Below are 13,949 nucleotides of genomic sequence, written 5' to 3'. Positions count from 1 at the left end.
ACCCACGGAGAGTTAGGTGTTCGCTGAAGGGGATTTCACTCGGAAACCCGAGAGGTCTGCTACCACTCGGTGAGGGCTTCGGCGCCGTGCGAGCGCACGAGCACCGCGACGAAGGTGGCGACGCCGGTGAGCGCGAACGCGCCGCCGACGTAGAACGCCCACTCGATGCCGAACTGGCCCATCAGCCAGCCGCCGAGCACGGGCGCGAGCACGCTGCCCGGCCGCCAGACGAGTTCGCGGATGCCGAACGAGGAGGCGACCCCCTCGCCGTCGATGCCCTCGTCGGCGAACAGCGCCATGCTCGCGGGCTCCCGGAAGGAGTCGGCGACGCCGAGCAGACCGTTGACCGCCAGCAGCGGGAGGAACGCCGGGGAGAGTTCGCCGAGGAAGGGCGCGGAGGCGGCCAGCCCGAGCGCGTTCCCGACGGCGGGCGTGAACGGGACGAGCATCGCGACGACGCCGTAGCCCGCGCCGCCGGCGGCGACGAACAGCGACCGACCGAAGCGGTCGGAGAGCCGGCCGGTGTGCGGCTGGCAGAGCATGTTCGTGAACTTCTCCGCGCTGAGCACGACGGCGAGCACGACGCCGGTGTACGCCAGCCCGCCCCGGGAGGCTTCGAGGCCGGCGTAGACGGCGACCCACGACCGGACGAGGGTGACGGCGACGGCGTACTGCGCGCGGAAGCTGGTGAGGGTGAGGATGCGACGGTTCACGGCGAGGTCGCTGAACGGGAACCCCCGGATGCGGGTGTCGTCGGCGTCGAGCAGGAACCAGACTGCGACGAAGGCGACGACGAACAGCACCGCGAGCACGTAGAAGACGGGCTCGAAGCCGTAGAGGTCGTAGAGCACGCCGGCGGCGCCGAACCCGAACAGGGAGGCGGCGAACCGCCAGGCGTTGGCCTTCCCGATGTAGTTCGCGCGGGTGCCTTTCGAGGCGAGTTCGCCGACCAGCGAGAGACTCAACAGCCCCATGCCGGTGGCGAGGATGCCCTGCCCGCCGCGCACGGCGACGAGCTGCCAGGACGTGCCGACGAGCGTGAACGCCAGCGAGACGACGACGCCGAACCCGAGCAGGCCGAGGAAGATGGCGCGTTTGTCGTAGCGGTCGCCGGCCCACGCGAGCGGCACGACGACGAGCGCCTGGGTCGCCGTGAACCCCGTGTAGAACAGCCCGATCATGAGGTCGGAGGCGACCAGTTCGTTGGCGTACTTCGGGAGCAGCAGGGCGAGCGCGCTGAACCCGAAGCCGCCGGCGAACCGCGAGACGTACAGCGAGTAGAACTGCAGTTGGTCCCGGTCCACACTCGCGGGTGGGCCAGCCCCGTCAAGGCCGTTGCGGATTCCCCGTAGCCGGCAGGGTTTGCCGGCAGTTCCGGGCCAGCGGCGGCACTCCGACCCGCCGGGAACGCGCGGGAAGATGTTCGGGTGAAGGGGCTTGCGGCGGTGTTGCCTACCTCCGGGTATGCACCAGCGCGCCGGCCGTCGGCCAGCCGAGCGTGGCGCCAGCAGGACGGGTGAGTGGCGGTGAGCCAGTGCGCGCTCTGCGACCTCCCGACGCCCGACCCGCCGGTCACCGACGGCGGCGTCGACGGCGAGTACTGCTGCCGTGGCTGTCTGGAGGTCGGCCGCCGGCTCGACGACGTCTCGGCCGCCGACCCCGACGACCTCGACAGGACCGACGTGAGCGACGACGCGAGCGGCCGCGACGTGCCCGAGAGCGCCGAGACCGCTTACCTCGACGTCGACGGCCTCCACTGTTCGGCCTGCGAGCTGTTCCTCGAGGACGAGGCGGCGAGCACGGACGGCGTCCACGACGCCGACGTGAGCTACGCGACGGACGCCGCCCGCGTGGCCTACGACCCGGAGACCACCGACCCCGCCGACCTGCCCGGCATCTTCGACCGGCTGGGGTACGGCGCGTCGCTCCCGGACGACGAGAGCGAGGCGGCGGGAGCCAGCGGGTCCGAGGGGTGGCTCGGCGACGACCTCCGGGTGGTCGTCGGGAGTCTGCTCGGGATGGTCGTGATGCTCGGCTACGGGCTCGTGCTGTACGGCTCCTACCTCGACCTCGCGCCGACGACCGAACTCGGGGTGCTCGCCGCCACGCTCGCGCTCGGCACCGTCTACTGCGCGGTGACGTTCGGGCTCGTGTTCGGGCTGCTCGAAGCGGTGGCGCTGCTCGCCGTGCTCCAGAGCGTGTCGTTCGCGGCCATCCTCAACGCCGACGCGCTCTCCGTCGGGAGCGTCGTCCCGGTCGTCGCCGCGCTCGCCACCGTCGTCGTCTTCTACACCGGCCGGCCGTTCCTCAGGGGCGCGTACGTGAGCCTGCGCGCCGGCCGCCCGAACATGGACCTGCTCGTCGCGCTCGCCGTGCTCGCAGCGTGGGGGTACTCGGTGGTGGCGTGGGCGGCCGGCAGCGCGCACGTCTACTTCGACGTCGCCGTGATGGTGGTGCTCGTCGTCACGCTCGGCAACCGCATCGAGGAGCGCGTGAAGGCCCGCGCCGTCTCCGGCCTGTCGGCGTTCGCCGCCGCGCGCGTCGACGAGACCCGCAGGCGGACCGGCGACGGCGCCACCGAGACCGTCGCCGTCGACGACCTCGAGACGGGCGACGAGGTCGTGGTGCGCGCCGGCGAGCGCGTCCCCGTCGACGGCACCGTCGCCGAGGGCGCTGCGGCCGTCGACGAGTCCCTCGTCACGGGCGAGTCCGTCCCGGACACGAAGCGGCCCGGCGACGGGGTTGTCGGCGGCACCGTCGTCACCGACGATGCGCTCGTCGTCGAGGCGGGCGAGGGCGCCGGGTCGACGGCCGCCCGGCTGGTCGACCTGCTGTGGGACATCCGGAGCTCGCGGCCGGGCGTCCAGCAGGTCGCCGACCGGCTCGCCGCCGTCTTCGTCCCGCTCGTGGTGGTGGTCGCCATCGCCACGGCCGCCTACTACCTCTGGGCGGGTGCCGGCGTCGCGGCCGCCGTGCTCACGGGCGTCGCGGTCCTCGTCGTCTCCTGCCCGTGCGCGCTCGGGCTCGCCACGCCGCTGGCCGTGTCGGCGGGCGTCCGGGAAGCGCTCGACGCGGGCGTGGTCGTCACCGACGCCGGCGTCTTCGAGCGCGTGCGGGACGTCGACGCCGTCGTCCTCGACAAGACCGGGACGCTCACGACGGGGGAGATGGCCGTCGAGGACGTGACGGCGGCCGACGGCACCGAGACAGAGACCGTGCTCGCGCGAGCGGCGGCCGTCGAACAGTTCTCCACGCACCCGGTCGCCGAGGCCGTCACCGACCGCGCCGACCCGCCGGACGCCGAGGTGACCGACTTCGACCGGAAACCGCGGGGCGTCGCCGGCACTGTCGACGGCGACCGCGTGCTCGTCGGTCACCCGGAGTTGTTCGCTGACTGGGCCGTGCCCGGGACAGTCCGGGACGCCGTGGCGGCGAGCGAGGGCGTGCCCACAGTCGTCGGCTGGGACGGCGAGGCGAAGGGGGTACTCGCCGTGGCCGACCAGCCCCGCGAGGAGTGGCTACCGGTCGTCGAACAGCTCGCGGCTGAAGGCCGTGACGTGGTCGTGCTGACGGGCGACGACCCCGAGGCCGCTGCGCCGTTCCGCGACCACGACGCCGTCGCGGACGTGTTCGCCGGCGTCCCGCCCGAGGGGAAGGCACAGACGGTGCGCGCGGTCGGCGACAGCGAGGACGCGACGGTGGCGATGGTCGGCGACGGCAGCAACGACGCGCCCGCGCTCGCCGCCGCCGACCTCGGCGTCGCGATGGCGTCCGGCACCGAACTCGCCGCCGACGCCGCCGACGCCGTCGTCACCGGCGACCTCGACGCCGTCCCCGAGCTGTTCGGGCTCGCTGACGCCACCCGGTCGCGCATCCGCCAGAACCTCGGCTGGGCGTTCACGTACAACGCCGTCGCCGTCCCGCTGGCCGTGGGCGCGCTGCTGAACCCGCTGTTCGCGGCCGTGGCGATGGCGGCCTCCAGTCTGGTCGTCGTCGGGAACTCCGCCCGGCCGCTCCGGGGCGGCCTGCTGTCGGGCCTAGTCGCCCCCGAGGGCGAGTAGCGGCCACGGGCGTCGGTTCCGCGAACCCTTTTGCCGCGCCGCCCGGAGGAGCCGGTATGGACCACCTCACGCACCGCCCCCGGCGGCTCCGCCGGGACGGCGTCCGCGACCTCGTCTCGGAGACGAGCCTGTCGCCATCGGACTTCGTCGCGCCCGTGTTCGTCGACGCGACGACCGAGGAGCGCCAGCCCATCGAGTCGATGCCCGGCCACGAGCGCGTCCCGCTGGACGACGCCGTCGCCCGGGTCGAGGAAGTCCTCGAGACGGGCGTGGAGGCCGTCATGCTCTTCGGCATCCCCGAGGCCAAAGACGAGGTCGGCAGCCGGGCGTACGCCGAGGACGGCGTCGTGCAGGAGGCCACGCGACGCATCACGAGCGAGACGGACGCCTACGTGATTACCGACGTCTGCCTCTGCGAGTACACGAGCCACGGCCACTGCGGGGTTCTCACGAGCGAAGCGAGTGAGCGCATGGAAGAGCGTTGCTCTTCCAACGTGCTCGAAGACGACGCCGCCGAGGACCCCGACCTCACGGTGGACAACGACGAGACGCTCGAGTTGCTCGCGAAGACCGCCGTCTCGCAGGCCGAGGCCGGAGCCGAAATGGTCGCGCCGTCCTCGATGACCGACGGGATGGTCGGCGCCATCCGGGTGGCGCTGGACGACGCGGGCTTCTCGGACGTCCCCATCATGAGCTACGCCGCGAAGTACGAGTCCGCGTTCTACGGGCCGTTCCGGGACGCCGCCGACGGCGCACCGGCGTTCGGCGACCGCCGGCACTACCAGATGGACCCCGCGAACCGCCGCGAGGCGGGCCGCGAGGTGGCGCTGGACGTCGAACAGGGCGCCGACGTCCTGATGGTCAAGCCCGCGCTGCCGTACCTCGACGTGGTGGCGGACGTGCGCCGCGAGTTCGACCGGCCGGTCGCCGCCTACAACGTCTCCGGCGAGTACGCGATGCTGCACGCCGCCGCCGAGCAGGGGTGGCTCGACCTCGACGCGGTCGCCCGCGAGAGCCTGCTGTCCATCAAGCGGGCGGGCGCAGACCTCATCGTCACGTACTTCGCCGAGGGCGTCGCCCGGTCGCTCTGAGCGACGGATGAGCTGGGTGGTCGCGTTCGGCGGACTCGCGCTCTCCTTCGGCGGCTTCGAGGCGCTGTCCCGGCTGCAGGACCGCCTCGGCCGGCCCAGCGAGAGCCTCGAAGCCCACGCCTGGAAGTGGCTGGTGCCGGCCGCCGTCGCCGGCTACGTCCTCGCCGTCGAGGGCCGGCCGCTCTCGTCCATCGGCTGGACGTTCGCCGGCCCGCTGCCGTTCGCGTACCACACCGCCGTCGGTTTCGCCGCGATGCTCGGCAGCGCCATCCTCCTCTCGCCGCTCTGGGAAGCGCTGGGCACCGCAGAGGCGATGGAGGACGGGATGGCGGCGTTCGCGGACTTCTCGGTGGCCGAACGGCTGTTCGTCGCCGGGACGGCCGGAATCACCGAAGAGGTCCCCTACCGGGGGTACGCCGTCGAGCGCGTGACCGCACTCACCGGCAGCCCGCTGCTCGCGGCCGCCGTCTCGCTCGTGGCGTTTCTCGCCGCGCACGTCGGCGAGCAGTGGTCGCGGGCCGCCGCCGTCCAGATGGCCCAGCCGACCGTCGTCCTGCTCGCGCTGTACCTCTGGACGCACAGCCTCCCGGTCGTGATGGCCGTCCACGCGCTCAACGACGTCGCCGGCCTGCTGCTAGCCGAACGCACGGCCGATTAGGCGGGTGAGGCGCCGGCGTGGCCCCGAGGTGTGCCGTAGTCAGTCGCAGTACCCCTGCGAGAGCCCCCACTCGCCGGCGTCGTCGATGTCGACGAGGAGTCGGATGCCGCTGCAACGCCCCACAGTCAGGTGGTGAGTCTTCGTCGTGTCGCCGTCCAGCACCACCTCGACGTCGTACTCGCCGCCGCCAAACGCGTCCTCGTGCTCTCGGTTCTCGCCTCCGTCGACCGAGAACTCCGCCGAGAACGCCTCGGAGTCGCCGTCGCTAACCGTGACGGAAAGCGAGTGCGCGACGGTGTCGTTGTTCCACACGAGGACGCTGCCGCCCGGGCTGCTGAAGGTGTCGCTCCACCCGAAACAGCCCGCGGTGAGTCCGGTCGCTACGAGGCCGATGCCACCGAGGAGTCGGCGTCGCTGCACACGTCTCTGGTGGCAGACCACCCGTAAGTGTTTTCTGACAGACAGAACGACGGCCGGGGACCCTGCGAGAACCGCGACTCCGCGGCGCCGAACACCTGACCCGACACCTATTTTCGGGGACCCTCCCAACTTCGGGGCATGAATCGCGAGACGTCCCGGGAGCTCTACGACCGGTCGCTCGACGTGCTCGTCGGCGGCGTGAACTCGACCGTGCGCGCCGCCCCGCAGCCGTACCCGACGTTCGTGCAGTCCGGGGACGGCGGCCACGTCGTCGACGCCGACGGGAACCGGTACGTGGACTGGGTGATGGGGCTCGGGCCGCTGCTTCTGGGCCACGACCTCCCACAGCCCGTCGAGTCCGCCATCCAGCGCCACGCCAGCGAGGGGCCGATGTACGGCGTGCCGACAGAGCTGGAGGTCGAGCACGCCGAGTTCGTCGCGCGCCACGTCCCCAGCGTGGAGATGCTGCGCTTCGTGAACTCGGGGACCGAGGCGACGGTGTCGGCGGTCAGACTGGCCCGCGGCTACACCGGCCGGAACAAGATCGTCGTGATGCAGGGCGGCTACCACGGCGCCCAGGAGTCCACCCTCGTCGAAGGCGACGCCGACCACCGCGGGCCGTCGTCGGCGGGCATCCCGCCGGAGTTCGCCGAGCACACGATTCCGGTGCCGTTCAACGACACCGAGGCCGTCACCGAGGTGTTCGAGGCGCACGGCGACGACATCGCCGCCGTGCTCGTGGAGCCGATTCTCGCGAACAAGGGCATCGTCGAACCCGTCGAGGGGTACCACGAGACGCTGCGGGACCTCACGCACGACCACGGCGCGCTGCTGGTCTGGGACGAGGTCATCACCGGCTTCCGGGTCGGCGGACTGGGCTGCGCGCAGTCCGAGTTCGGCGTCACGCCGGACGTCACGACGTTCGGGAAGATCGTCGGCGGCGGCTTCCCCGTCGGCGCCATCGGCGGCCGCACGGACGTGATGGAGGCGTTCACGCCGACCGGCGACGTCTTCCAGGCGGGGACGTTCTCCGGCCACCCGGTCACGATGGCCGCCGGGCTGGAGACCCTGCAGTACGCCGCCGAGAACGACGTCTACGAGCACGTGAACCGGCTGGGCGACCGGCTCCGCGAGGGGCTGGCCGAGGTCGTCGCCGAGCAGGCGCCCGAGTACACCGTCGTCGGCCGCGACAGCATGTTCAAGGTCGTGTTCACGCGCGGCGGCAGCGCCCAGTCCGGGCGGTGTGCGGCGGGCTGCCGGCAGGACCCCGACTGCGAGCGCTTCGACGCCTGCCCGACGGACGCCAGCGACGTCGGCGACGCGGCCGTCGACCGCTGGAACCGCGTGTTCCGCCCGCAGCTGCTCGACGAGGGCATCATGCTCTCCCAGAACCAGTTCGAGTCCCAGTTCGTCTCGTACGCCCACACCGAGGAGGACGTCGACCAGACCGTCGAAGCCTACCGCGACGCGCTCTGAGACGGCCGGAGAACGGTCGAGGCCGGCGGCTTTTTCTCGCGGCACGTCGAACCTTCGGCCATGGTCCCCGACACTGACGACGACGACAGCGAGCGCGACGGCGCTCCGCCGGGAGGCGACGGCGTCGACGACACCGCCGACGACGAGGACGACCGCGATGCACCCCGGAGCGGCGAGACGCCGCGAGCCGACGACGAGACGGACAGTGGTCGTCGAACCGACCCGGTCACCCCCAGCGGCGGCGGGCCAGACCACGCCCGGGGAGTCGGCGAGCCGGCCGACGGCAGCGTCGACTCGAACTGGTGGTACTGGGTGGCGTCGGTGCCAGTCTACTGGGTGGTGGCGACTGTCGCCGGGTTCGCTATCGGGCTGCTCGCGTTCGCGTTCGCGCTCACGGGCGCCGCCGGGTTCGGGCACATGGGCGGGATTCCGGGCGCCGGGTTCGGCCTCGGCGCGTTCGGTTTCGCCGCCGTCGCGGTGCTGCTTGCGTTCGCCGGGATGGTCGTCTCGCTGGTGTTCCCGGTCGCGGTCTACCTCGACGCCGAGGCCGTCGCCGACGCCCGCCGCGACTGGCAGCCCGACCCCGCGCTCTACGGGCTGCTCGGGCTCGCGGGCGTCGTCGCGCAGCCGCTCCAGGTGCCGCTCGCCGTGTACTACCTATACAAGAGGCACGAGTCCGTAGGGCGACCGTGAGCGAACTCCGAGTCCGGTCCCGCTGGTGGTACTGGGTCGCCGCCGTCCCGGTCGTGGCCGCCTTCTGGGTGGTCACCGCACTCTGGATAGTGGGCGTCGTCGCCCTCGTCCCGCAGGCAGGAGCGTCGGCAGCGAGCGCCGTCGTCTCCATCCCGGCGGTCGCGCTGGGCGTCCCGGCGCTCGTGGCCTACCTCGCGATGCCGCTGGCCGCCCACATGGACGGCCGCGCGATTCGCGACGCCGGCGGCGAGATTCCCGGCCTCGCCGGCGAGACGCCGAAGCTCGGCGCCGCAATCGACCTCGTGCTGGTCGTCGGCGTCTACCTGTTCTTCGAGGGCGGCAACGCCGTCAGCGAACCCGACCCGGTCGGGACGCTGCTGGTCGCGGCCGCCGTCGTCGCCGGGACGTGGCTGAGCGTCCGGTACGTTCGCGCCCGCCGCGACGTGGTCGTGATGCCGTCGGGGCTCCGCGAGTGGCGGGCCGAACTGCGCGAGGGCGAACGCGTCTAGTGCCTGCCACGAAAATACTGAAGTGGGCGGCCCGAGGGCGTCCGGTAGATGCAACCCCGGAACCGGTTCGGAGAGGTGACGACACGTGTTCCCTGACGGTGCCGTCGCGTTCCCGACGTGGGCGGTTGTCGTCTTGCTCGCGCTCCCAGTCTTCGACTTCCTGCACAGCCTGACACCGTGGTCCCGCCGGCTCTGGACGGCGTTCGACCACCGGGCGTGGTCGCAGTTCTGGAGCGTCGTGACCGGTATTCGCTGGGTGCAGGCAGCCGTCGCCGGCTGGCTGGTCGTCGCCGTGGCGGATGTCCCGCTCTCGTCGGTCGGTGTCCGGCTGCCGTCGCTGCCGGTCACCGTCGCTTGCGCCGCGGCAGCGGTCGGCCTCACGGCGTGGTACGCCTACGCCGCCGCCAGAGAGCCGTCGGTTCCGGTGGCAGACGCGCCGACAAGCTTCACCACGACGTACCCCGCGAACGGTCGAGAGCGAGTTCTCTGGTACGTCTCGGGCTGTGTCACGGCAAGCGTCTGCGAGGAGTTCGTCTACCGTGGCGTGGTGCTCGCGGCGCTGCTCGGCGTCGGCCTGCCGTGGCCGGTGGCGGTAGGCGGTGCGGCGCTGGCGTTCGCTGCCACCCACGGCCTCGCCGTGCTGAACCCGATGGCGCTTGGGTTCTACCTCGCGTTCGCGCTCGTGATGACTGGCGTCGTCGTCCTCACCGGGAGTCTACTGCCGGCGGTCGTCCTGCACGGCGCGAACAACGTCTGGCAGGCACTCGAAGTGTTCCGCGAGGACGGGCTACCGGATGCCGGCGACGCCACGGCGACCTGACGCCGCGAGCGGAACGCAGGGGGTTTCAAGCGGGAGCGCGGAGTTCGGGACATGAGCAGTCAGATTCGGCTCGCGACACGGGGGTCGGACCTCGCGCTCCGGCAGGCGGGCGAGGTCGTCGACGCCCTCGAGGACCACCGCCACGACGTCGAACTCGTGGAGGTGGAGACCGAGGGCGACCGGGTGACGGACGCACTCATCAGCGACCTCGGCAAAACCGGGGCGTTCGTGCGCGCACTCGACCAGGAGGTCCTGGAGAGCAACGTCGACGCCGCCATCCACTCGATGAAGGACGTGCCGACAGACGTCCCCGAGGACCTCGTGGTGGCAGCCGTGCCCCACCGCGAGAACCCCGCGGACGTGCTCGTCACCGAGGACGGCACCCGGCTGGAGGACCTCCCGTCGGGCAGCGTCGTCGGGACGTCGAGCCTGCGGCGGGGCGCGCAGGTGCAGGCCCACCGGCCCGACCTCGAGGTCGAACCCATCCGGGGGAACGTCGACACTCGGGTGGAGAAGCTGCTGGCGCCCGCGCTCCACCGCGAGCACGAGCGCCGCACCGAGGCGGAGAAGGATGCCCAGTCCGAGGCGGCCCGTGAGCAGCGCCGGGGCGACTACAGCGACGACGTCGAGGCTGGCGTCGAGAACCTCGACGGCGAGGACGACGATGACGACGACGAGGAGGAGTCGGACAGCGAGTTCGACCAGTCGGTCGAGGAGTGGTTCGACTCGCTGACGCCGCTCCAGCAGTCCGCGATGGAGCGCGACCCCGACACCGAGTACGACGCGCTCGTGATGGCGCGCGTCGGCCTCGAACGCACCGGCCTGCTGCACCACGTCGGCATCGAAGAGCTGTCGACGGGGACGCACGTGCCGGCGACCGGACAGGGCGCGCTCTGCGTGACGGCGCGCCGCGACAGCGACGTGGTCGACGAGCTCCGCGACGCGCTCGAACACGTCCGCACTCGCGTGGAAGTGACGACCGAGCGCGTCGTCCTCGAGGAGCTCGGTGGCGGCTGCATCGCCCCAATCGGCGTGCACGCCCTCGTGCAGGGCGAGACCGTCCGGACGGCGGTCCAGGTGTTCAGTCAGGACGGCAGCGAGCAGGTCGGGGAGACCCGCGAGCTGGACGCCGAGCGGTACGCCGAGGAGGCCCGCGAGCTCGCCGACGACCTCCGCGACCGTGGCGCTGCCGACCTCATCGAGAACGCGCGCAGGGAGGCCTGAGATGACGGGAACCGTCTACCTCGTCGGGAGCGGCCCCGGGGACCCCGAGCTGTTGACGGTGAAGGCGAAGCGGCTGCTCGAGGCGGCCGACGTGGTGCTCCACGACAAGCTCCCCGGGCCTGAGATTCTGGAGTCGATTCCCGCCGAGAAGCGCGAGGACGTCGGGAAGCGCGCGGGCGGCGAGCGCACGCCGCAGTCCGAGACGAACGCCCGGCTGGTCGAACTCGCCGAAGCCGGGAACGACGTGGTGCGGCTGAAGGGCGGCGACCCGTTCGTGTTCGGCCGGGGCGGCGAGGAGATGCTGTACCTCGCCGAGCACGGCGTGGACTTCGAGGTCGTGCCCGGCATCACGTCGGCGGTTGCGGCGCCCGCGGCGGCCGACATCCCGGTGACGCACCGCGACCACGCCTCCAGCGTCTCGTTCGTCACGGGCCACGAGGACCCCGAGAAGGACGAGTCCGCCGTCGACTGGGCGGCGCTGGCCGACACCGGTGGCACCATCGTCGTGCTGATGGGCGTCGGCAAGCTCCCGGAGTACACCGACGTGCTGCGCGACGCCGGGATGGACCCCGAGACGCCGGTCGCGCTCGTCGAGAAGGGGACGCGGCCCGGCCAGCAGGTCGCCACCGGCACCCTCGACACCATCGTGGACGCCCGGGACGAGGTGGGCATCTCGCCGCCCGCCGTCACCGTCGTCGGCGGCGTCGCCGGCCTGTGGGCCGACGAGAGAGGCGACGAGCCGGAGGGCCAGTCGTGAACGTCGCCGTGTTCCGGCCGGACGACGAGCGCCTCGCGGACGCCGTCGCCCTGCTGGCGGACCTCGGCGTCGAGCCCGTCCCGGACCCGATGCTCGCCGTCGAACCCACTGGAAAAACCCCCCGAGAGGACGCCGGGTACGTCGTCGTCACGAGCAAGACCGGCGTCGAACTCGCCGCAGCCGACGGCTGGACGCCCGGGGACGCGACGCTCGTCGCCATCGGTCCGGCGACCGCCGACGCCTGCCGGGAGGCGGGCTACGACGTCGACGTGGTTCCCGACGAGTACACGAGCGCCGGCCTCGTCGCGGCGCTCGACGACGACGTCGACGGCGCGCGCGTCGAGGTGGCGCGCTCAGACCACGGCTCGGCGGTGCTCACCGACGGCCTCGACGACGCCGGCGCCTACGTCCACGAGACGGTGCTGTACGAGCTCGTGCGGCCGGCCGGCGCGGGCGAGTCCGTCGAACTCGCGGCCGAGGGCGACCTCGACGCCGCGCTGTTCACGTCCTCGCTGACCGTCGAGAACTGGCTGGCGGCCGCCCGCGAGCGCGGCGTCGAACCGGAAGCGCGCGAGGGGCTGGCCGACGCCACGGTCGGCGTCATCGGGCCGCCGACGGCCGACACCGCCGTCGAGCACGGCATCGATGTCGACGTCGTGCCCGACGACGCCGGCTTCGAGGAGCTCGCACGCGCCGCCCTCGACAGGTAGGCGGGACTTTTTACCCGAGTGCGCGCTACCCCGGAGTGATGGACGACGACGAGGCGGACGTCGACGGCGCCGGCGACGGGCCTCCCGTACCGGCGCTCGCAGAGCGCGCGGCGGCCTGCGCGGACGCCCTGCGGGACGCCGACAGCGTCCTGCTGGCCTCCCACATCGACGCCGACGGCCTGACGAGCGCCGGTATCGCGTCGACGGCCCTCGAGCGCGCCAACATTCCGCACGACGTGGTCTTCTCGAAGCAACTCGACGACGAGGAGATCGCCGGCATCGCCGCCCACGACCACGAGACGGTGCTGTTCACGGACTTCGGGAGCGGACAACTGGACGCCATCACCGACCACGAGGACCACGGGGACTTCACGCCGGTCGTCGCGGACCACCACCAGCCCGCCGAGGACGCCGACACGGAGTTCCACCTGAACCCGCTGCTGGAGGGCGTGGACGGCGGCAAGGAGCTCTCCGGCGCTGGCGCGAGCTACGTGCTCGCGCGAGCCCTGCTCGGCGAGGACGCGACGGACCTCGCCGCGCTGGCGGTCGTCGGCGCGGTCGGTGACCGCCAGACCGTCGACGGCGAGCTCGTCGGCGCGAACACCCGAATCGCCGTCGAGGGCGTCGCGGCGGGCGTGCTCGACACCGCGAAGGACCTCGCGCTGTACGGCACCCAGACCCGGCCGCTGCCGAAGCTCCTGGAGTACGCAAGCGAGGTGTACGTCCCCGGCATCACGAACGACCAGCAGGGGGCGATTCGGTTCCTCGACGGCCTCGACGTGGACCTCCACGACGGCGGCGACTGGCGGACGTGGGCCGACCTGACCCACGACGAGCGCCAGACGGTCGTCAGCGCGCTCGTCCAGCGCGCCGTCCGGAACGGCGTCTCCGGCGACGAGGTGACGAAGCTCGTCGGCACGACGTACACGCTCACCGACGAAGCGCCGGGCACCGAACTGCGGGACGCCAGCGAGTTCTCCACGCTGCTGAACGCCACGGCGCGATACGAGCGCGCGGACGTCGGGCTCGCGGTCTGCCTCGGCGAGCGCGGCGAGCCCCTCGAGGCCGCTCGAGAGCTCCTCCGGCAGCACCGGCGGAACCTCTCGGAGGGTCTGGAGTGGGTGAAACGCGAGGGCGTCACGGTCGAGGACGACCTCCAGTGGTTCCACGCCGAGGACCGCATCCGGGAGACCATCGTCGGCATCGTCGCCGGGATGGCGCTCGGCAGCGACGCCACCGAGAGCGACCGCCCCATCGTCGCGTTCGGGACCAAGGACGGCGACGACCCGGACGGCGAGGAAGAGGTCAAGGTGTCGGCTCGTGCCACTCCCGGACTCGTCGAGGACGGCGTCGACCTCTCGGTCGTGCTGCGGGACGCCTCGCAGGCGGTCGGTGGTGACGGCGGCGGCCACGAGGTCGCCGCGGGTGCGACCGTCCCGGCGGGCGACGAGCGGGCGTTCCTCGACGCCGCCAGCGACATCCTCGCCGAGCAGCGACGGGCCGACGACTGACGGAACGCCTATTCCGGCC

13 protein-coding genes are annotated in these 13,949 nt (G+C 72.3%); 11 read left to right on the top strand and 2 right to left on the bottom strand.

Going from position 1 to position 13,949, the window contains the following annotated elements; translation table 11 throughout:
* Positions 1–59: 59 nt before the first annotated feature.
* Positions 60–1,304, bottom strand: coding sequence for an MFS transporter (locus LT971_RS01000; protein WP_237004987.1), 1,245 nt, complete (start codon positions 1,302–1,304; stop codon positions 60–62).
* Positions 1,305–1,526: 222 nt separating this feature from the next.
* Between LT971_RS01000 and LT971_RS00995 the strand changes: the two genes are divergently transcribed.
* Genes LT971_RS00995 through LT971_RS00985 form a run of 3 tightly spaced genes read left to right on the top strand, consistent with a single transcriptional unit; the run spans position 1,527 to position 5,810 of the window.
* Positions 1,527–4,061 (top strand): heavy metal translocating P-type ATPase, encoded by a 2,535-nt coding sequence (locus tag LT971_RS00995; RefSeq protein WP_237004986.1) that lies wholly within the window; start codon positions 1,527–1,529, stop codon positions 4,059–4,061.
* Between the two features lie 56 nt (positions 4,062–4,117).
* Positions 4,118–5,152, top strand: a complete 1,035-nt coding sequence (gene hemB / locus LT971_RS00990) for a porphobilinogen synthase (RefSeq protein ID WP_237004985.1) — start codon at positions 4,118–4,120, stop codon at positions 5,150–5,152.
* Between the two features lie 7 nt (positions 5,153–5,159).
* Entirely contained in the window at positions 5,160–5,810 is a 651-nt protein-coding gene (locus LT971_RS00985) for a CPBP family intramembrane glutamic endopeptidase (protein WP_237004984.1), read from the top strand.
* A gap of 39 nt (positions 5,811–5,849) precedes the next feature.
* Here the strand turns inward: LT971_RS00985 and LT971_RS00980 are convergent, their stop codons facing one another.
* Entirely contained in the window at positions 5,850–6,230 is a 381-nt protein-coding gene (locus LT971_RS00980) for an Ig-like domain-containing protein (protein WP_237004983.1), read from the bottom strand.
* A 138-nt stretch (positions 6,231–6,368) separates the two neighbouring features.
* Between LT971_RS00980 and hemL the strand changes: the two genes are divergently transcribed.
* From hemL to recJ, 8 genes are all read left to right on the top strand, one after another.
* Positions 6,369–7,706 carry a glutamate-1-semialdehyde 2,1-aminomutase gene (gene hemL / locus LT971_RS00975; RefSeq protein ID WP_237004982.1) on the top strand — a complete coding sequence of 446 codons (1,338 nt, stop codon included), beginning with the start codon at positions 6,369–6,371 and terminating at the stop codon, positions 7,704–7,706.
* Positions 7,707–7,766: 60 nt separating this feature from the next.
* Positions 7,767–8,399, top strand: a complete 633-nt coding sequence (locus LT971_RS00970) for a hypothetical protein (protein WP_237004981.1) — start codon at positions 7,767–7,769, stop codon at positions 8,397–8,399.
* Positions 8,396–8,908 carry a hypothetical protein gene (locus LT971_RS00965; RefSeq protein ID WP_237004980.1) on the top strand — a complete coding sequence of 171 codons (513 nt, stop codon included), beginning with the start codon at positions 8,396–8,398 and terminating at the stop codon, positions 8,906–8,908. The genes LT971_RS00970 and LT971_RS00965 overlap by 4 nt, the downstream gene beginning before the upstream one ends.
* A gap of 85 nt (positions 8,909–8,993) precedes the next feature.
* Complete coding sequence (locus LT971_RS00960) at positions 8,994–9,728, top strand: CPBP family intramembrane glutamic endopeptidase (protein ID WP_237004979.1); 735 nt, start codon at positions 8,994–8,996, stop codon at positions 9,726–9,728.
* Positions 9,729–9,779: 51 nt separating this feature from the next.
* Complete coding sequence (gene hemC / locus LT971_RS00955; RefSeq protein WP_237004978.1) at positions 9,780–10,952, top strand: hydroxymethylbilane synthase; 1,173 nt, start codon at positions 9,780–9,782, stop codon at positions 10,950–10,952.
* A gap of 1 nt (position 10,953) precedes the next feature.
* On the top strand, positions 10,954–11,709 hold the full coding sequence (gene cobA / locus LT971_RS00950) for a uroporphyrinogen-III C-methyltransferase (protein ID WP_237004977.1): 756 nt from the start codon (positions 10,954–10,956) through the stop codon (positions 11,707–11,709).
* On the top strand, positions 11,706–12,419 hold the full coding sequence (locus LT971_RS00945) for a uroporphyrinogen-III synthase (protein ID WP_237004976.1): 714 nt from the start codon (positions 11,706–11,708) through the stop codon (positions 12,417–12,419). Before cobA ends, LT971_RS00945 begins: the two co-directional genes overlap by 4 nt.
* Before the next feature lie 38 nt (positions 12,420–12,457).
* On the top strand, positions 12,458–13,930 hold the full coding sequence (gene recJ, locus LT971_RS00940; RefSeq protein WP_237004975.1) for a RecJ family nuclease: 1,473 nt from the start codon (positions 12,458–12,460) through the stop codon (positions 13,928–13,930).
* Positions 13,931–13,949: the final 19 nt, after the last annotated feature.

The organism is Halobacterium rubrum, assembly GCF_021729015.1.
Classification (GTDB): domain Archaea; phylum Halobacteriota; class Halobacteria; order Halobacteriales; family Halobacteriaceae; genus Halobacterium; species Halobacterium rubrum.
Note: the sequence above shows the minus strand (reverse complement) of the source record. Positions and strands in the feature narration are given on the sequence as shown.

Coding starts and splice junctions, on each gene's coding strand:
- hemC (WP_237004978.1), top strand. CDS start 9,780: ATGAGCAGTCAGATTCGGCTCGCGACACGGGGGTCGGACCTCGCGCTC.
- cobA (WP_237004977.1), top strand. CDS start 10,954: ATGACGGGAACCGTCTACCTCGTCGGGAGCGGCCCCGGGGACCCCGAG.
- recJ (WP_237004975.1), top strand. CDS start 12,458: ATGGACGACGACGAGGCGGACGTCGACGGCGCCGGCGACGGGCCTCCC.
- LT971_RS00970 (WP_237004981.1), top strand. CDS start 7,767: ATGGTCCCCGACACTGACGACGACGACAGCGAGCGCGACGGCGCTCCG.
- hemL (WP_237004982.1), top strand. CDS start 6,369: ATGAATCGCGAGACGTCCCGGGAGCTCTACGACCGGTCGCTCGACGTG.
- LT971_RS00985 (WP_237004984.1), top strand. CDS start 5,160: ATGAGCTGGGTGGTCGCGTTCGGCGGACTCGCGCTCTCCTTCGGCGGC.
- hemB (WP_237004985.1), top strand. CDS start 4,118: ATGGACCACCTCACGCACCGCCCCCGGCGGCTCCGCCGGGACGGCGTC.